Source organism: Paenibacillus sp. 598K (assembly GCF_003851045.1).
Lineage (GTDB): Bacteria > Bacillota > Bacilli > Paenibacillales > Paenibacillaceae > Paenibacillus_D.
The window spans coordinates 10,901-29,536 of the sequence record NZ_BFBX01000074.1; the positions used below are offsets into that span (position 1 = coordinate 10,901).

General features: G+C 56.6%; 18 protein-coding genes and 2 pseudogenes. 8 read left to right on the forward strand and 12 right to left on the reverse strand.

Annotated elements, in window-relative coordinates; genetic code table 11:
- The 3 genes and pseudogenes from PA598K_RS39215 to PA598K_RS38805 form a co-directional block, all read left to right on the forward strand.
- Window positions 1-384: pseudogene (locus tag PA598K_RS39215) on the forward strand (hypothetical protein); the annotation flags it as partial.
- Window positions 385-390: 6 nt separating this feature from the next.
- The gene (locus PA598K_RS39220; RefSeq protein ID WP_128658894.1) at window positions 391-828 is read left to right on the forward strand and encodes a hypothetical protein; all 438 of its coding nucleotides are present in this window, start codon (window positions 391-393) and stop codon (window positions 826-828) included.
- Window positions 829-875: 47 nt separating this feature from the next.
- On the forward strand, window positions 876-2,492 hold the full coding sequence (locus PA598K_RS38805) for a collagen-like repeat preface domain-containing protein (RefSeq protein WP_185602141.1): 1,617 nt from the start codon (window positions 876-878) through the stop codon (window positions 2,490-2,492).
- 71 nt (window positions 2,493-2,563) lie between these two features.
- Here the strand turns inward: PA598K_RS38805 and PA598K_RS21275 are convergent, their stop codons facing one another.
- Entirely contained in the window at window positions 2,564-3,694 is a 1,131-nt protein-coding gene (locus tag PA598K_RS21275; RefSeq protein WP_128658895.1) for a response regulator, read from the reverse strand.
- 164 nt (window positions 3,695-3,858) lie between these two features.
- Between PA598K_RS21275 and PA598K_RS21280 the strand changes: the two genes are divergently transcribed.
- Window positions 3,859-6,945, forward strand: a complete 3,087-nt coding sequence (locus PA598K_RS21280) for a hybrid sensor histidine kinase/response regulator (protein ID WP_128658896.1) — start codon at window positions 3,859-3,861, stop codon at window positions 6,943-6,945.
- Between the two features lie 29 nt (window positions 6,946-6,974).
- Here the strand turns inward: PA598K_RS21280 and PA598K_RS21285 are convergent, their stop codons facing one another.
- The 7 genes from PA598K_RS21285 to PA598K_RS21315 form a co-directional block, all read right to left on the reverse strand.
- Complete coding sequence (locus tag PA598K_RS21285; protein WP_128658897.1) at window positions 6,975-7,310, reverse strand: hypothetical protein; 336 nt, start codon at window positions 7,308-7,310, stop codon at window positions 6,975-6,977.
- Window positions 7,311-7,374: 64 nt separating this feature from the next.
- Complete coding sequence (locus PA598K_RS21290; RefSeq protein ID WP_128658898.1) at window positions 7,375-8,268, reverse strand: MBL fold metallo-hydrolase; 894 nt, start codon at window positions 8,266-8,268, stop codon at window positions 7,375-7,377.
- A complete protein-coding gene (locus tag PA598K_RS21295; protein ID WP_128658899.1) occupies window positions 8,265-9,110 on the reverse strand; it encodes a hypothetical protein in 846 nt (281 codons plus the stop codon). The genes PA598K_RS21290 and PA598K_RS21295 overlap by 4 nt, the downstream gene beginning before the upstream one ends.
- A 15-nt stretch (window positions 9,111-9,125) precedes the next feature.
- Entirely contained in the window at window positions 9,126-9,488 is a 363-nt protein-coding gene (locus PA598K_RS21300; protein WP_128658900.1) for a hypothetical protein, read from the reverse strand.
- Between the two features lie 30 nt (window positions 9,489-9,518).
- Window positions 9,519-9,848 (reverse strand): hypothetical protein, encoded by a 330-nt coding sequence (locus PA598K_RS21305; protein ID WP_128658901.1) that lies wholly within the window; start codon window positions 9,846-9,848, stop codon window positions 9,519-9,521.
- 2 nt (window positions 9,849-9,850) lie between these two features.
- A complete protein-coding gene (locus tag PA598K_RS21310) occupies window positions 9,851-10,159 on the reverse strand; it encodes a hypothetical protein (RefSeq protein WP_128658902.1) in 309 nt (102 codons plus the stop codon).
- 79 nt (window positions 10,160-10,238) lie between these two features.
- Window positions 10,239-11,357 carry a glycosyltransferase gene (locus tag PA598K_RS21315; protein ID WP_128658903.1) on the reverse strand — a complete coding sequence of 373 codons (1,119 nt, stop codon included), beginning with the start codon at window positions 11,355-11,357 and terminating at the stop codon, window positions 10,239-10,241.
- Between the two features lie 168 nt (window positions 11,358-11,525).
- On the opposite strand from PA598K_RS21315, the gene PA598K_RS21320 reads away from it, so the two are divergent.
- Genes PA598K_RS21320 through PA598K_RS21330 form a run of 3 tightly spaced genes read left to right on the forward strand, consistent with a single transcriptional unit; the run spans window position 11,526 to window position 13,922 of the window.
- On the forward strand, window positions 11,526-11,846 hold the full coding sequence (locus PA598K_RS21320; RefSeq protein WP_128658904.1) for a hypothetical protein: 321 nt from the start codon (window positions 11,526-11,528) through the stop codon (window positions 11,844-11,846).
- Between the two features lie 12 nt (window positions 11,847-11,858).
- Window positions 11,859-12,944, forward strand: a complete 1,086-nt coding sequence (locus PA598K_RS21325; RefSeq protein WP_128658905.1) for a polysaccharide pyruvyl transferase family protein — start codon at window positions 11,859-11,861, stop codon at window positions 12,942-12,944.
- Window positions 12,945-12,974: 30 nt separating this feature from the next.
- Window positions 12,975-13,922: a glycosyltransferase family protein gene (locus PA598K_RS21330; RefSeq protein WP_128658906.1), complete on the forward strand. Its 948-nt coding sequence runs from the start codon at window positions 12,975-12,977 to the stop codon at window positions 13,920-13,922.
- 26 nt (window positions 13,923-13,948) lie between these two features.
- On the opposite strand, the gene PA598K_RS21335 is transcribed toward PA598K_RS21330, so the two are convergent.
- The 4 genes from PA598K_RS21335 to PA598K_RS21350 all read right to left on the reverse strand — a co-directional run bounded on the left by PA598K_RS21335 (window position 13,949) and on the right by PA598K_RS21350 (window position 18,099).
- Window positions 13,949-14,845, reverse strand: coding sequence for an NAD-dependent epimerase/dehydratase family protein (locus tag PA598K_RS21335; RefSeq protein WP_128658907.1), 897 nt, complete (start codon window positions 14,843-14,845; stop codon window positions 13,949-13,951).
- Window positions 14,842-15,927 (reverse strand): CDP-glucose 4,6-dehydratase, encoded by a 1,086-nt coding sequence (gene rfbG / locus PA598K_RS21340; protein ID WP_128658908.1) that lies wholly within the window; start codon window positions 15,925-15,927, stop codon window positions 14,842-14,844. The genes PA598K_RS21335 and rfbG overlap by 4 nt, the downstream gene beginning before the upstream one ends.
- A complete protein-coding gene (gene rfbF, locus PA598K_RS21345; RefSeq protein ID WP_128658909.1) occupies window positions 15,920-16,711 on the reverse strand; it encodes a glucose-1-phosphate cytidylyltransferase in 792 nt (263 codons plus the stop codon). Before rfbF ends, rfbG begins: the two co-directional genes overlap by 8 nt.
- Window positions 16,712-16,971: 260 nt before the next feature.
- Window positions 16,972-18,099 carry a glycosyltransferase family 2 protein gene (locus PA598K_RS21350; protein ID WP_128658910.1) on the reverse strand — a complete coding sequence of 376 codons (1,128 nt, stop codon included), beginning with the start codon at window positions 18,097-18,099 and terminating at the stop codon, window positions 16,972-16,974.
- 247 nt (window positions 18,100-18,346) lie between these two features.
- On the opposite strand from PA598K_RS21350, the pseudogene PA598K_RS21355 reads away from it, so the two are divergent.
- Window positions 18,347-18,636 (forward strand): annotated as a pseudogene (locus tag PA598K_RS21355) (collagen-like protein); the annotation flags it as partial.

The window sequence follows — 18,636 nt, forward strand, 5'->3', positions numbered from 1 at the left end:
ACGGGAACCACCGGCATCACAGGTGCGACAGGTGCTACCGGCGCCACGGGTGCTACAGGTGTGACGGGTGCCACCGGCGCGACGGGAACCACCGGCATCACAGGTGTGACAGGTGCCACCGGCGTCACAGGGGCGACAGGGGCGACAGGTGCCACTGGCATCACAGGGGCGACAGGGGCGACAGGTGCTACCGGCGCCACGGGTGCTACAGGTGTGACGGGTGTCACCGGCGTCACGGGTGCCACCGGCACCACGGGTGCCACCGGCGCCACGGGAATCACCGGTGCCACCGGACCCACTGGCGCGACAGGACCCACAGGAGTCACAGGAGCAACCGGCGCGACGGGCAATACGGGTGCCCCTGGCGTAACAGGCCCCACAGGAGTCTTCTTGACAACTAATTTCAGTCGATTTGCATCCACTACCGGCACGATTTCTCTCGATCGTCGTGATAGGATAGATTTTAATGTAACTGGCGAGGCGGGCCTTGATATTACTTGGGTTCCAGGTAGTGCAACAGGTGAAAGATATTTTGAAGTTCAAAATCCTGGAACTTATTTTATCCTAGCTTCGATTACTATTGCAAATGGTTCAGATGGCGTCTTTACTTTTCACACTGGTGATTTGCCGGCTGAAAATAATAGAGCTCTCGTATACGGCAATGGTCCGGCCACGATCATCGTAGCAGACATATACAACCTAACTGCAAACCAAAGACTTGCCGTTGCTGCCGCGCAAACTGGTACTCCGGTTACGGTGCTAGCTAGTCCACAAGCTGGCACGGACGACATCACGTATGCGAAAGTTACGATAATCAAACTTGCTTAACATGTTGCTGTCTGTACACAGAAATGAATGGCAAGGAGGAATGAAACTTGACCTATATATATTCAGCTAATTCGCAATACGGCCCGCAAGGGCCGACAGGCGCGGCTGGCCAACCCGGGGGCGTACTGAGCGTCAATGGACAGACCGGCGTTGTCGTCCTCGGTCCCGATAACGGCGTCTTCCCGATCAATAACGAGGCACCACCCGGTAACCCGCTCTCGGATTACAAACAGCCTGGAGTGTATAGCTCGGCAGGTCCGACAGGTCCTGGACCCGGGGACAGCCCCGAGGGCGTCGTGCCTGACAGCGTCTGGACGATCTATGTGTCGCGCGTCGACGACTTTGTGCAGCAGCTGTATATCTCCAATCAGGCCCTCTACTACCGCAGCAGTCAGGATGGTGGCAACAATTACAGCAACTGGGTACCGATAGGCGAAGGCAGTACCGGGGCAACCGGTATTAGCATTACGGGAGCCACGGGGGCTACGGGAGCCACGGGAGTCGCTGGGGTCACTGGAGCCACGGGAGCGACGGGAATCAGTGGCATTACTGGACCAACAGGCGCGACGGGAGTCACAGGCGTGACGGGCGTGACTGGTGCGACAGGCGTGACAGGCGTTTCTGGCATGACTGGCGCCACGGGCGCGACAGGAGTCTCAGGCATGACTGGCGCCACGGGCGCGACAGGAGTCTCAGGCGTGACTGGTGCGACAGGCGCGACAGGAGTCTCAGGCGTGACTGGTACGACGGGCGTAACAGGAGTCACTGGCGCGACGGGCGCGACAGGAATTACTGGCGTGACTGGTGCGACGGGCGTGACCGGCATTACCGGCCAGACCGGAGCGACAGGAATCACTGGCTTTACTGGAGCGACGGGAGTGACTGGCATTACAGGCGCGACGGGCGCCACCGGCATCACAGGCGAGATGGGAGCGTCCGGCATTACTGGCGTGACTGGGACGACCGGAGCGACAGGCATTACCGGCACGACGACCGGAGCAACAGGAATCACTGGCTTTACTGGAGCGACAGGCGCGACGGGAGTGACTGGCTTTACTGGAGCGACGGGCGCTACGGGAGTGACTGGCATCACAGGCGCGACGGGCGCTACGGGGATTACCGGGTTGACTGGAGTTACGGGCATCACGGGTATTACGGGCGTGACGGGAGCCACCGGGGTGACCGGTGTGACGGGAGCCCCTGGCATCACGGGTGTAACTGGTGCCACAGGCACAACCGGAGGTTTTTCAACAGCTTGGATAAGTCGGTATTCCGATGCTAATGGCAGATCTTCAGCTCCAAGCAGCAAAGTAGTCTTCGATGCGGGTGGTCAAAATGGCGGTATTACGGTGAATGGCGCCAATACTGATTTTACAGTTCCTACTGATGGTAAATATTTTGTTCTAAGTTTTATTGCTCCTAGACAGGCTAGTCCTAACGGAGCGTTTCAGTTGTTGAAGGCAGGAGCTGCGGTTCCTGAAACGACAAGCTACACCGGGCTCCCAGGAGTTGCCGCAATTATTGGCATACTGGACTTACTAGCTAACGACACAATCTCTGTTTTTAATATCGGCAATACAACTGTTAGCTTTCAAACTGCCAACATTCGTGGTAGACAAGTAAATAATGCAGGCATTATTATCTTCAAACTTCCTGAAACATAGTCTGCCTGCCAGCCATCACTTGCTCTTCCGGGAAGCCGGAAGAGCATTTTTTTACAGATTGGCGATCAGCCCTACCCCTTGCCCGCCTTCCACTCGGCATACCACCGGTTCACCTCATGACCCGGACGCACGCCGGCCTCTTGCTGGAGCGTCTTGACGAGGCGCTGGTATTGCTGCTCGACGGCGATCGCATTGTGCAGTCGATGATAGATCTTCATCAACGAGAGAGCCGCGCTCTCGAGCCCCGGCTCGAACTGCTGCAGGCGATGATAGATGGCGATCGCCTCGGTATGCGCATCCCGAACGTCGTAATAGTCGGCGAGCGTCTCGGCGAGCTTGCGCCAGAGCGCGTGCAGTCGATTGCGCTCAACCTCAGCCCAGTTGTAATCGTCCTCCTGCAGATAATAGCCTGTATACGCATTCATAACCTGCTCATAGTCATGCACGGATGCAGGCGTCAGTACAGTCAATCGCTGCAGTCGCTCCTGCCACAGCTCGGTGTCCACCAGCAAAGCGTGCATATCGAGCTCATAGCCGAACTGGCGGTAATGGATCGACACCTTACCCTCCCCTGCCTGATCCGTCAGCATCGCCCGCAGGCGATGGATGCTCGTGTACAGGTTGGCGATGCCTCGCTTCTCATCCAGCTCCGGCCAGAGCATGTCCAGCAGCAGGTCGCGCTTGACCGGCGTGCCTCGATGATGCAGCAGGAATGCGAACAGCTCGCGAATCTTGGCGGTGCGAAAATTCATTGGCGTAGGGGCGAGATCGGGCATAGCCTGGATCTGCAGATTGCCCAGACAATAAATGGTCGGAAGCGCTGTGCTCGTCTCGAGCGTGATGAGCAGTCTGCGCTCGAGCATCCGCATCGTCTGGTCCAGCCGTTCGCGCGTGACTGGCTTGACGATATAGTCCATCACCTCCAGCCCATAGGCGACGAGGGCGTAGTCGCGATGCGCGGTGGTGAAGATAATCTCCGTCCTCTGCGACAGCTGCCGGATCTCCTCAGCCGCTTGAATCCCGTTGATCCCGGGCATCTCGATATCCAGGAAGACCAGGTCCGGCTGCAGCCGCTCGATCATGTCCAGCGCTTCCAGCGGATCGCTGCTGATGCCGAGCACGTGACAGCCGCGATGCTCCGACAGCAGTTTGTTCAGTCGTTTAAGGGCGAGAGGCTCGTCATCGACCAAGATGATGTTCATGGCTACCACTCCTGTTACCGTTTGTCCTACCTTTTGTCTATTGTCAATAGTAGCATGTTTCAACTATGATTTAATAATAAGAACTCTGTTCTGTGAACTTTTTTTACATGAATTCTTTAGAAAACCAGCATTTACGATGCTAAATTTAGAAAAGGACGCCAATGATGAACAAAAAAAGGACGCCGCATATTTTCAGACGCATCGTGATTCCGCTTCTCCTATTGATATTTTCGTTAATCGGTTTACGGTTGTTGTGGTCGACTTACTTTGATGTACAGGAGCCTGCTCGCATCGAGCAGGGCCTGCTCGATCTTCGCGACGGGGATTCTGGGCGCGAGGGACTTATGCCGCTGGATGGCGAGTGGCTATTCTACCCCGAGGTTTATTACACGTATGAAGATCTGGCCGAGGCCGACCAAGCGCTGGCTCAGACGATCCAGGTGCCGGGCAATTGGAAGCATGCGCTGCCAGACAATCAATCCTTCGGCTATGGCACCTATCGGTTGACGATCTTGCTGGAGCCGGGAGAGCAGGAGCTGGCGCTCTGGGTGCAGCGGCTGCAGGCCGCTGCCCGGTTAGAGATCAATGGCGAGGTACTGGCTGCCTATGGGCGACTAGGTCAGCACGCAGCCGACTATGTACCGGAGCGCACCCCGTTCCTGGTTCGTTTCCTGCCGGACGCTTCCCGGCTCGAGCTGCTGATACAGGTGGCCAACTTCGACGATCCTTACACTGGCGGCATCCTGCGTTCCTTGTATCTGGGCGATGCAGACATATTGACGACTCAGCGCGGCATCTCCACCGAGCAGCAGAAGTTCATCTTCCTGCTGCTCGTGCTGCACTCCGTTTATACGTTGATCATGTATGGCTTCAACAGACAGCAGCGCGGCACCCTGATCTTCTCTTTGCTTACATTGGTCACTGCCCTTATCGTCGTCACCGACCATGACGGGCTGCTGACGCATTGGCTGCCGATCAATTTTACGTGGATGGTCAAGCTCAAGACGATTACTTACGCCCTGTTTTCTTTTTTCTTGCTGTTGTTCGCGCGCAGACTGGATCGTTCGTCTGCACGCAGCCGTCTCTTCCGAGGCTATGCTATGGCATTGGCGGGCTACGTAGCACTGATCATCATGGCTCCGGTCGGCGCCGTTTATCACTTGATGAACTACCGACTAACCGATCTGTTCTATATCGCGCCGATCATTGTGTCTCTGGCGGTGTTTATCCGGATGGCTGTACGCCGCCAGCCTGATGCCATCTACCTCCTGATCGCAGCGACCAGCAGTATCTCGAGCGCAGTCTGGGGCATCATCCACACGGTACGCGGCGGTACGCCAGAGTATTATCCGCTGGATATGATCGCAGCGATTATCAGCTTCTCGATCTTCTGGTTCCGCAAGTACTTCCGTACGCTGGACGAGGTGCGGGAGCTTAATATCCGGCTGCAGCGCGAGGATCGTCAGAAGGACCAGTTCCTGGCCAACACAGCTCACGAATTGCGCACGCCGCTCCACGGCATGATCAGCCTCGCACAGCAAGCGGCGACCAAGGAGACGCCCCAAGCTTCGCCGGATGATGTCCAATCCCTGCATTTGATCGTCTCGATCGGGCGGCGCATGGCGCAGCTGGTAGAGGATCTGCAGGATCTCGCGTTGATCAAGGCGAACCGCATCGCCTTGCGGCAGGAATGGCTGTCCGTATCGGCCACGATCTCAGGGGTCATCGATATGCTGCGGTTCATGCTCGAAGACAAGCCGATCAGGCTGACGACCGAGATTGCAGACCCGCAGCTGCGGGTCTGGGCGGACGAGCGAAGATTGGTGCAGATCTTGTTTAACCTGCTGCACAACGCGATCAAATTTACCGAACGGGGCACGATTACGATGTATGCGGGCGTCGAGGGGAACCGAGTGGTCTTGCGAGTATCCGACACCGGCGTCGGGATGCGCGAGGAGCAGCTGCAGCGGATATTTGAGCCTTATACTCAGGGGGATGTGGAGGCGCAGAGGAGCCAGGGGCTCGGCCTTGGACTGCATATCGTGAAACAACTGGTCGAGCTGCATGGCGGCAGCATCATAGCCAGCTCAAGCCTGGGAGAGGGTACTGCCTTCGACATCAGCCTGCCCACTCCCGCGGAACAGGACGCGGGCAGGCGTCATAAGCCGGCTGTCGCTCCGCTGCTCATCGAGACGCCCGATATACCACAGGTCGCGGCCACAGAGCTCGCTGCGAGCGAGCCCGAGCCGGGCGAGGGGGCGGCGATCCTCGTAGTGGACGACGATCCGGTCAATCTCAAGGTGCTGCGCAAGATGCTCGAGGACTCGGCCGCTGTCCTGACGACCGTCACCTCCGCCCGCGAAGCGCTGGTCCAGCTGGAGGCGCGTCGATGGGATCTGCTGATCGCCGATGTCATGATGCCCGAGATGTCCGGATATGCCTTGAGTCAGGCGGTCAGGCAGCATTATTCGGCGGCGGAGCTGCCGATCCTCCTGCTGACGGCTCGCAGCGCCGCCGCCGATATCTATGCAGGCTTCCAGGCCGGGGCGACCGACTATGTGACCAAGCCTGTCGATGTGGTCGAGCTGCGCCACCGGATCGCTTCCCTGATCCAGCTGAAGCGGTCCGTGGACGAACGGCTGCGTATCGAGGCCGCTTACCTGCAAGCCCAGATTCAGCCGCATTTTTTCCTGAATTCCTTAAATGCGATTATGGCGCTTGGCGATTTTGATATCCAGCGGATGCAGAGGCTGGCGGATGCCTTGATCACCTACTTGCAGACCAGCTACCACTTTATCAACACCAAGGAGCTGGTCCCACTGCAGCATGAGCTCGAGCTCTCACGCAGCTATCTGTATATCGAGCAAGAGCGATTCGGCGATCGTCTGCAGGTCGTGTGGGAGGGCGATGAGGACTTGCCGTTACAGATCCCTCCGCTCTCCATCCAGCCGCTGATCGAAAATGCGGTTCGACACGGACTACTCAAACGCATAAAGGGCGGTCGGCTCTGTATACGAATCATCCGCGAGGGCGATCGGGCGACGATCTCCGTCATAGACGATGGTGTCGGGATGACGGCGGCACAGATCGAGGAGGTGTTGGCTTGGCCGCGCAAGAGCGCGGAGGGCAAGGGTATCGGCCTCAGCAATACGAATCAGCGGCTGAAGCAGCTATATGGTCAGGGCTTGCGCATCGCGACCCAGCCTGGCGAGGGGACGACCGTTTCCTTTGACGTGCTGCTGGACGCCTAATCCTAAAACAAACGGCATGGCTTGATGAATCAAGCCATGCCGTTTGTGCCCTGAGGGTATTCCTTGCGGTAAGACGTAACTGCGTCTATGATGCCTCGCACAACCTCGCGCGGATCAAGCTCCTCCTCCAGTCCAGGAAGGATGTAAGACTCCATGACCTCTGCCCGGATCGGCTCGGGGATACCGCAGCCGACTACGAAGTCATCCATTAACACGTGCCACTTGAAAAAACGGCTCCAATCAATAAACTCCAGCTTCTCCAGTTCGTTTATGCGTGTCGAGATCGTCTTCAGCATGTCAAACATAGCTGCGGTCATGATGAACAGTTCTTCATTAGGGCATGCCACGGTTAAGTCTCCCTTCATGTCTTTGTCCTCCATGAGTATAACGCACCCCGCTGTCCAAATCCTGACCAAGGCTAGAACCCGCTCAGCGACTGGCAAAATGCAAGGCCCCCTGCTCGACCTTAAGCGAGATCCGATCCATCCGCAGCAGCTCGGCGACGTGCGACTGGACGATCTGCATGGCTAGTCCGTAATGCTCCAGGGAGTCGTCCAGCGCATGCTCCTGCATCGTCTGCTGCACGAGCCTCTCGAGGGTGATCGGCTGGGTGGCGATCAGATCCTCGAACCGCTTGGTCAGCGAATTCAGTCGCTCCAGATGGGGATTGATCAACGCGTTTATCTCCCGTAAGACCCCGCCATGGTAGAGAACATAGGCCTTGGGCGCCATCTGGCTCAGCTTGCGGAAGGTCGCCCGCGCGTCCTCGATGCTGGCGTACAGCAGCAAGCTCTGCCGGCGCAGGACGCGCTCGCCGAACAAGGCGTCGCCGCAATACAACACATCGTCGGGCGTCTGGAGCCCGACCATCCCTGGCGCATGGCCCGGCAGGGCGATCACTCGCATCGTGACATCGCCGATCGTCACCTGGGCGTCTCCATCTGGCAGGATATCGGTGACCCGCAGGGGAGCTTGCGACGCTCTTGCGCTGTGGGAGCCGCCGCTCAGATGAGGCAGCGATTGCGGCGGATGAGCCCGGGCCGCCGACGCCGCCGTCGCATAGATCCTCAGATCCGGATCCTGCGCCAGCAAGTACGCGTCGCCGCCGCAGCTGCTGCGATGCCCATGGGTATGCAGCACGGCTGCGATCCGGTAGCCTTCCTCCTCGAGCGCTTCGTCGATCTCCCGCGCCGCCTGCTCGTTAGCGCCCGAGTCGATCAGGATCGCATCGCCCGAGGACCGATCCAGGTAGATGCCGACGGCATGCTTGCCGGTATGGATATAGCTTGAGCCATAGATATGCGCGATAGCCGTGTTATTCATCGTTCCACCTCCGAGTATAATCGCCCGCCGATCTTGATCCTGACCATCTTCTTGGGGATCAGCAGCACAGGCCCTGCATTGGCCTGCTTATCCTGGTCGGGCTTGCTCGCCACGGGCGGCGGCTCGGGGGATGCAGGTACTGCGGGCGTTGCTACGGCTCTGGCTTCCGGCGCTGGCTCTTGGACCATCTCGCCTCCAGGGACCGGTTCGGCCTCCGCCTCCAGTACAGGTTCAGACGCTTGTTCAGACTCAGGCTCCGGTACAGGTGCAGACACTGGGGCAGGCTCAGGCCTGGGCGCAGGCTCGGTCTTGGATGCGCGCCAGTGCGCAGAGTCCGGCAGCGTGACGGCGGTCGGACGACCGCGCCCTGCCGCAGCCTCGGGCTCGACCTCCTCGACCTCCATGTACGCCGCCGCAGGAGCCGCCGCAGGTGGATCGGCTCTGCCAGGGTTGACGATCGCGGGCTCATCCTCTCGGTAGAGCTCCATGAGCGGCTGGAAGCAAGCCTCCAGTTGGTCCGCGAACTTTGGCCGCATCCGATGCTGCAGATCGATCCGCACCGCGTGCACCCTGCTGCCCAGCGGGCCTCGGTATACGTCCGGCTGGCCCTGGCGCCGTCCGGGCGTCCGGCTCCGCCCCTGCACCAGCCGCATTTGCTCGTCGATGCGGCTTCGGAGCTGATGCATATCGGCGAGCGTCCGGAGCAATCGCAGCATCTGCTGCTCCAGCAAGTTCTGTTGTCTTGGATCACTCTGTTCCCATACTGTCCCGAGCGCCTCCAGCAGGTTGAGCGACGCGCGTACGAGGAGCTGCAGCGAGCCGCTATCGACCAGCAGATTCATCGAGAGCCGCCCCCTCTAATAGTCCAGATGCGGATCGCTACGATCATCCAGCAGGTCCAGTTCATTGTCTACGTCCAGCGACGTCTCCTGCGGCTTCAGCTGCAGGAGGACATCCATTTTTTTCATGACCATCCATTTGGACATCAGCACATTGTCCAGCAGACTGATGAAGGTCTGGTTGTACGCGATAATCTCCGATGTGGTGGGATTGGTGGGGAAATCCAGCTTTCTCCCCGTAAAGGCAATCGTCTTCTCAGACTGGGATCGGATCAGTTGGGATAGCGATTCATTCTCCACCACGATGGAGCGCAGCAACTGGAGGACAGCCTCGTCATAAGAGACGGGGTAGACAGGATCCTCTCCTTTCATTCTGGACATTCGATTTTCCCCCTCTCCCGCTCATGGTTGCTATTCCTCGTCGACATAGTCCCACTGTTTATCATACGTATCCTGCGTATGTCTCTCGAGCTTCAGCACATCCTCCAGCTTCAGCTGCAGCAGCATCTGATTGCGGATGACGTTGCGGAGGATGCGATCGACGCTGTCATTGATAGCCAGGACTTCGCAAAAGGAGACGCAATGATCCTTGACCACCCGGTGGATCTTCTCGCTCTCGGCTTCGATAATCTTGGACAGGCCGATCTCCTCCATCGCGATCGAAGTGAGCAGCAACGTTATAGCATCCTCCCGACGGATCGTAATCTTGGGGTCGATATCAGGCACATTAGGCAAAGACACGCTTAACCCTCCCTTCGCACATCAGCGGCAGCGCGGCCCGGAGGGCCGACGATCAGCTCCATGATGTCCTCGATGTAGATCTCTTTGTTGATAAGCTCCTTCATCATGCCGTTGAGCTTCTCATGCTCCCGGAGCAGCGTCATCACCCCATCCGACGGCGTCACGTCGGCAGCGCTGAAGCCCTGGATCGTCCGACGCATCTCTTCCGTCTGTGAGTAGATGCTCTCTACGTACGTCAGCCGCTCCATGGCAATCCTGATCAGCAAGGAAGACATTGCCGTATCCGTGTGCAGATCCGGAGACCTCGCCAAGGACCATCACCTCCAACTGAGCATGCTTCCCATTCGACTTGTTATCGTACGATTTAACCTGATTGTTGTATTATACGGGTTACTCCGAGTTTGTAGACCACGTTAATCGTTTCAGATCCTTGGCCGCCTCCTGATAGGTCGGCGACAGAGCGATCGCGCGTTCGTAGCAGATGCGAGCCCGCGTGCGTTGACCCATCTTCTCGTAGCACTTGCCCTTGTAGTGCCAGGCTCTGTAAGAGCCCGTTCCTTTCAGCGTCAGATGCCTAGCATTGTCCTCTCCCATCGCGAGGCATTGGTCCAGCGCCTCCAGCCCTTCCGCATACTTCTCGTTCATATAGAGCAGTACGCCCTTGTAATATTGCAGATCGACATAATCGCTATGCAGGCTGATCGCATAGTCGATGGAGGACAAAGCGTGCTTGGCATGCTCGGGATTCAGCATCATCTCGTACTTGAGCTTGTAGATCAAGGACGGCGGATGGTGATTATTCTTCAGGAAGCTGATGATCGACTGATTGACATAGCGCAGCGCATCGCCCTCCCTGCCGATCCGGTAGTATTCGCTGGCGATGTGATACTCAACCCACGGATCGTGGTCCGGCCGGGCGAGCTCCTGACTAAGGATATGCATATTGCGCTTGAACTTCTGTCGTCGCCGCGTCTCATGGTCCATGTAGCCATAGTGGTAGATGGTCGCTGGCAAGGCGACTCGGATCGGCGAGACGAGCACATCCTTCACATTCAGCGTCTCGTGGATCCGGTTCTTGAATCGCAAGCCCAGGCCGTTACGGAACATCCGATACTGCTCCATCACATACACCTGGTCTTCATCCGGCGACTCCCCTGTATAGTTGACGACGCGCAGCGACAGCAGATGGGCTTGCTGCACCTCCTCCGCCTGCTTGGCTTTGAGGATCTCCTCGCGATCGACGCCGCTCAGCTCCTCGTCGGCATCCAGATAGAGGATCCACGGACAGCTCGCCTCCTCGAGCCCATAGTTCCGAGCCTCGGCGAAGTTGCCCTTCCAATGCAGTCGCCGCACGATCGCGCCATAGGCCTTGCAGACCTCGACCGTCCGATCCCGCGATCCTGTGTCGACGACGACGATCTCATCGACGATGCCCCTTACGCTATCCAGACACCGATCGATATGCTGCTCTTCATCCCGGACGATCATGCATAGCGAGATCTTTTCCATCGATTGCCCCCTCGCTTCCCATACGTTTAGTTCCTAACCCTTCACATATTTATGAGGATGATCGAGGAGACTAGACCGGGCTTCGCGAAATTAACGTATTTTTTTTTAACATAGACGGATGCCTATGCATATATTATGGAGCAGAGAAGAATTTAGGAGGTGTTCCCCTTGTCCACACCCAATGTGCCGAATATAACGCCGAATATCAGCTTGACCCGCGATCAAGCCATCAACCTGCTGCTCGCGTCCATCGCCATGGAGGAGCTGGGACTCGCGCATATTATCAATGCCGAGGGAGAGAAAATTCAGTATGCGGTCGGCACCCTGCCGACATCTCCGGGGACGAGGTATACGCTCAAGGAGATCCTGGCAGTCAACGAAAGCGCCCGCGATATGCTGGACTCGGTCTTCCGGGAAGAGATGGCGCTCGAGTCCAAGCTTAAGCAGGTGCTGAAGCTGATCCAGGACGAACCGGATGGGTGCAAATAGGAGGCGAAGCTTTTGAAGTCTATTTTGTATATCGGTTGGGTCGGCTTCAATAATCTTGGAGATGAATTGATGTTCGATATCTTCAAGCGATATGTATCGGAGTCGAAGCAGGATTTCAAGTTGACGCCGGTCAACAATGAAGCCCATGAATTGTGGTATACCTCTATGACCGACTATGATTACGTCGTTCTGGGCGGCGGTTCGCTAATCGGAGATCCAGTGCATCCCTTCGCCCCCTACTTGTTTGAATGTCTGGCTGCAGCCATCCAGGCAAATAGGAAGGTCATTATCTGGGGATCGGGTATGGACTGGCTTCCAAGGTCTGTCTTGTCATCTCTGTTAGCGAACGAGACTGAACCATTGCATCTCCCAGATCCTGTGCTGGCTCACGTGAGAGAGGTCTTCACGCAAAGTTACTGGTGCGGTGTCCGAGGGCCTCTGACCCAATCATTACTCGCGAGCATCGGCATCCCGGGGATCAGGATCAGCGGTGATCCGGCGTTTCTAATGCCACCTCCGCAGACTGAGCAGGACGCAACATCCGATCGACTAGTGCAGCCGATCATCGGAGTCAACTGGGGGACTGCCCATAACCGGATCTATGGCAGCGACGAAGCGCACGTTGAGGAAGCCCTCGTCGAAGTGTTGCGAGATTTGCAGGCGCAGGGCTACACCTTGTACTTTTATACCATGTGGGAACTGGATCTCGAACACGCCCAGCGATTGCACGATAAGTTAGCCGATAGTGGAAAGACGGTTTTCGATCCCCATATCCATCATCAGGATACCTTTGTCAATCTGCTCTCCCAATTCGAGTACACGATTAATTTCAAGCTCCATGCCAGCTATATCTCCTTGGCGGCTCGCGTTCCCTTTATCGCTCTAGGTTATCGGTTCAAGGTATACGACTTCGCCCACTCGGTGGACATGGCCCACTATGTGGTGGATATGGATGCCCTCGATCTGAAGGAGCAGTTGCTTCAAAAGGCCTCTGTCATTCCCTCTATCCGTGCGGCTCTGGTAGAGACGATGACGAGTGCTCAACAACGGTATGCCGAACGGATTGCCGAGCCTTTCAGATTGAAGCTATTTAACTAATAGAAGCGTTAAGCTCAAAGGAGGGGTAACTTGAGAAAACTCAAGTTGCTGGTGATCGCCAGAGATGATACGCACTATACTGTCCCTGCCGCCTACTATTTCATACAGGAACTCGCTAAAGTGACCGATCTTGCCGTCTCTCATCAAGAAGGGGACGTCAACACGATTATTGATACGCTTAGCTTCATCCCGGATTTCGTTTATTTTCACGATTTTTACGAGATAGAGTCGCTTGACCTCCATGGATTAGACGCGATAAAGATCCCATTTGCGGTGTGCTTGCACGACCTTCATTTCAATACACAGCGCCGCACACAGATGATGAAGGATGCAGGTGTACGACATGTATTTACATACTATAGAGACCGGTTTATCGAGTGGTATCCGGACTTTGTCCACAACATGATATGGAGTCCTCATCATGCCAACACAGGGGTTTACCGAGATTACGGTCTGGCCAAGAACGTGGATGTTTTGCTAACTGGGGAATTGTATGAGCCTGTCTATCCTCTGAGGTCCAGGATGCTGGAGGCCTTTAGCGGTCGCCCAGGGTTCAAGCACCTTCCACATCCCGGTTACCGCCAGTATGGCGCTCATGAAACCGACCTGCATGTCGGCGTCAATTATGCCAAAGCGTTGAACCAAGCCAAAATATGCGTCACCTGCCACTCCAACTTCAGGTACCCGCTGATGAAATACTTTGAAATCCCTGCCTGCAACAGCTTGCTTGTGGCCCCTCAATTGCCAGAGCTTCTTGATCTCGGCTTTGTGCCGGGGGAGCACTTTGCAGCGATCGACGGCAGCAACTTCGTCGAGGTGGTCGACTACTATCTGACGCATGAAGAGGAACGAGCCAAGATCGCGTCCAACGGGATGCGTATGGTGCACGAGAGACACTCAACCAAAAAAAGAGTCGAGGAGTTTGTGGAATCGATCAAACGCATCTTGGCAGCGGAAGCGCGCGATAGCCCAACTTAACATGAAGGAATCAGAAAAGGACAACGCTATAACATGGCGTTGTCCTTTTGTCCCCGCTCATAGGCAATTACGCTAAGAATACCATTCCGCAGCCCTCTCCTTGGCCTCCACCCAAGCTTGACCATCGATGTCAGATCTGCCTTGGTCTCCAAAGGCTCGTTCGGCCGGGAAGGCAGAGCGCCGAATTGTATAGGGACGGAGGAGCCGGTCAAGTCTCGGACGAGACAGGCGAGCTCTCGTATCGCAATCGCCTCGCCACTGCCCAGATCATAGGAGGACTGCCGATCATTCGTCTTGGCAAGCGAGCGAAAAATCGCCTCATAGGCTGTCACGACATCGTCGATATAGATAAAATCTCTTCGCTGCTCCCCGATCGTCATCGGGATCACGTCTCGTCCTGCCAGACAATCGCAGACCAGTCTGTTGATCAGATTATTCGCTGGCATGCCGGGTCCGTACATATATTCCAGTCGCACATTGAGCCAGCTTAGATCCTGTTGTTGCGACGCATAATATTTGCCCCACTCTGCGAATTGATGTTTGGTCAGCGCATAGGCATTGACATCCTTGGGCAAGGTTGTATCGGTATTGATGAAGGTATCGGTACCGTATCGCGCAGCCGTCTCCAATAACTGTACGGGAAATACGACATTGGCCTGCCACAGATCCGAGATCGTCTCCCTTCCTCTGCCATACAACGTCGCGGTATGTAGCACCGTCGACACGGGCCCCTGCTCCCGGAACGGCTGATCCAGGGAGCAGCGGTCGATATCGTAGCTAGGCAGCTCTGGGAGCAGATCGCGTATCCTGGCCACATCGGAGGTGTAGCGTTTTAGTATGATCGGCTGGAAGCCGGCATGCAACAGACGGCGTACAAGACGACTGCCCAGATAACCTGTTGCGCCGGTGACGAGGATGTTCATAACTGGTCCTGCACGTGCTGGTAGGACTGAATCTGCTCCAGGCAGAGCTGCTTGATATCCTGTCGATGCTCATACGCCTTGGTCCATGCGACGATGCTGTCGATCGCCTCCGATACCGACCAGCGGGGACGCCAGCCAAGGACCGTCTTGGCTTTGGAGCAGTCCAGCTTCAAGGTGCGCGCCTCGTGCGGCTGCTCCGCATGATCGAGTCGATATGACAAGGTGTGCATGCCGCGTTTTTTCAGCATCTCTACGATTTGTCTTACCGTTGCGCAGTCGCGGTCCTCTGGGCCAAAGTTCCACGCAGACGCATAAGCCGCGCCATCGATATAGAGCCTCTCCGCCAATTGCAGATAGCCGGCTAATGGCTCCAGGACGTGCTGCCACGGCCGGATGGCCTCCGGATGCCTGATCCATAACGTCTCCTGCTTCAGATAGGCCCGTATGCTGTCAGGGACCAGTCGGTTGGCCGCCCAATCGCCGCCGCCGATGACGTTCCCTGCGCGTGCCGACGCGAGTCCTACGCCATGCTTGACATAATGAGAGGCCGGGAAGAACGAGTCGCGATAACTGGAGATCGCCAGCTCCGAGCAGGCCTTGCTGCTGGAGTAAGGATCATAGCCCCCGAGCCGGTCGTCCTCCCGATAGCCCCAGAGCCAGTCATGATTGACATACGTTTTGTCTGTCGTGACCATGACGACGGCGAGATTTTTCCTGCCGCTCCTGAGCCTGATCGCCTCCAGCAGATGGACCGAGCCCATCAGATTGACATCATAGGTGGTGCGCGGGTGAAGATAGCTCTCCTTGACGAGCGGCTGTGCGGCCATGTGGAATACGATATCCGGGTCTTCGTCCCGAATCACGGTGTAGAGCCGGTTGTAGTCCCGGACATCTCCCATGATAGAATGGACCATCTGGTCGACCTGCGCCAGTCGGAACAACGCGTCGGGGTGGTCGGCAGGCAGCGCATAACCGACGACTCGCGCTCCCATCTCATGCAGCCACAGGCTGAGCCATGCCCCCTTGAATCCTGTGTGTCCCGTGACGACGACCTTTTTGTTTTTCCAGAATGCCTTATTCATCGCTCTTCACCTGCCAGCTCTGCCATTGTGCCTGCCCCTGCTGCCATAGCCCCTCCAGCGTCTGCCGGTCCCGCAGCGTGTCCATAGGATGCCAGAACCCGCTATGCTGGTAAGCCATGAGCTGGCCTGTCGCGGCCAACTGCTCCAGAGGCTGCAGCTCGAGTACGGTATCGTCGCCTGCCAGATAATCCAACATCCCGGGCTCGAAGACGAAAAAGCCGCCATTGATCCAGTGGCCGTCGCCGGGCGCTTTCTCTGCGAAGCGCTCCACGCGCGAGCTGTCCGTCAGCTGCAGCGCTCCGAACCGGCCTGCCGGCTGCACAGCCGTCACCGTAGCCAGCTTGCCATGCGACTGATGATAGGCCAGCAGTTGCCGCAGGTCGACATTGGAAACCCCGTCGCCATAGGTGAGCATGAAGGGCTGGCCATCCACATACGCCGCGATCCGCTTGACTCGCCCGCCGGTCATCGTGCCCTCGCCGGTATCGGCCAGCGTAATCTTCCATGGCTCGACGTGCCGATGATGGGTGATGATGCGTTCGGGGTGTTGCAGATCGATCGTCATGTCAGAGTGGCGCGCGGCGTAGTGCAGGAAGTAATCCTTGATTACCTCTCCCTTGTACCCGAGACACAGCACGAACTCGCGGAAGCCATAGTGTGCGTAATGCTTCATGATATGCCACAGGATCGGCTTGCCCCCGATCTCCACCATCGGCTTGGGCCGGCTCTTGGTCTCCTCGCTGAGCCGCGTCCCGTAGCCTCCTGCCAGGATGACGACCTTCACTCCCCCTCCCCCTCTCTGAATGAGATATGCAACGTCCGCAGCTCCAATTTCTCCATTCATCCACCTTCCTTGTCATGCAGATTGTTACCGGGGAAGCGTACGCTACCCTTCCGACAGCGGTTGGGCTTTGGATACTATATGCGATGTGAGTCGAATTGGCGTTAGCAATCGCCGCTATTTTTTGGAGGGCTGCCGACCATCCTGCTGCCGCGTACGCGAAGAAGCCCCGCGCAGCGCACGCAGGGCGATAAATGGTTGCTTCATAGCCTTGTTGGTTCGGGCTGATCGAGCGTAGGCGATGGCTTATCCTTGAAGAACACGTCAAAGAAGTCGCGGTTGTGCTTGACCTGAGGCGAGTCCGGCAAATATTCGCCGGCCTTGTCATTATGGTAGATCGCCTGCCGCTGATCGCCCAGCTCCCAGCAACAGACGACGAGCTGAAGATGCGGATACCAGGTCGAATAATGCGGCAGCACAAATCCTTGACTATCCTGCACATTCACCTCAAAGGCGAGGCGGTACCAGAAGGCCGCCTCGCGATACCGCGCTTTGCCCTTGAACGTATCGCCGATCTTGCATGAAGCCTCAGGCCGGGGGACGTCATAATTCATCGTGCGCAGCAACGCTGCAAACGCAAGCTCTGGTCGCCCCAGCGCGTTTTGACAATCGTAGAGGTTGAGACAGGCGCGGATCTCGTCCTCCACCCACCCTTTCCTCGTCTCCAGGAACTTGTCGTAATACACAACGGCCGAGCCAAAATCGCCATGGTCCTTGAGTTCGTTGGCATAGTAGAACAGATCGCGCGGATTGAATTCTTCCCCTTTGGCTTTACGTCTTTCATAGATTTCCAGATTCCTTCGTGTCGAAGGCAGTAATTTTTGCTTGGTAGACTTCATATGGCGCACCGCGATATCCGATGCGAGGATATTGCCCCCGACCTCCAGATACTCATGTACTGCGCCGATCCAGCGGAAGCCACGCTCGCGCTTCACCAGTCGGTTGCGCCGATAGGTAAAGTTCGGCGTCCCTGCCGCATCAAAGGAGATATGGTAGAGCATCGATACCGCATCCACTTCGACTGGGAGCTCTCGCTTCAGCTTGATCAGCTTGCGCATGTCGATCTCGCTGAGCTGATCGTCGGCGTCCAGCCACAGGATATAGTCGGAGGTTGCCTGATCGAAGGCATATTGGCGGGCTTTGGCGAAGTCATCGACCCATTCGAAATCAAAGATGCGCGCCTTGAACTCCTTGGCGATTTGCTTGGTTCCATCGGTGGAGCCTGTGTCGACAATGATAATCTCGTTGATTGCAGGCGCAACGCTGCTGAGGCATTGCCTTAACACTTCTTCTTCGTTTTTGACGATCATACAGAGACTAATCGTAATCACGGATGGTCACCGCCTCTTTTCCATTCGGTCTTTACCCCATCCTATGATTAACCCCCTTAAATGATGCCGGCCAAAAAGATATGAAATCGTACGTCTGACATCACCTCTGAAAAAAGATACGCCAAAGAAGGGAAGCGTACAAATTCTCCGTTTGAATGCCATAACGGCTCAAAATAGGTGAAAACCAAGTTCCTAATCGGTCTATTGCGAATAAATTATCTTAGTTCACGACTAAGGAGGCTATCACTTGTCCAATCCGAATCTACCGAATATTACGCCCGACATCACGCTCACCCGAGATGATGTGGTCAATCTGCTCTTCTCGTCCATTGCGATGGAAGAACTGGGACTGGCTCATATCATCAACGCCGAGGGCGAGAAAATCCAGTATGCGCTCGGAACCTTGCCGGGTCTCACCGGCCCAGGGCCAACCATCGCGCAACTGCTCAGCGTCAACCAGAGCGCCCAGTCGATGCTCGATACCGTCTTCCGCCAGGAGATGATGCTCGAGTCCAAGTTCAAGACCGCTGCCAATCT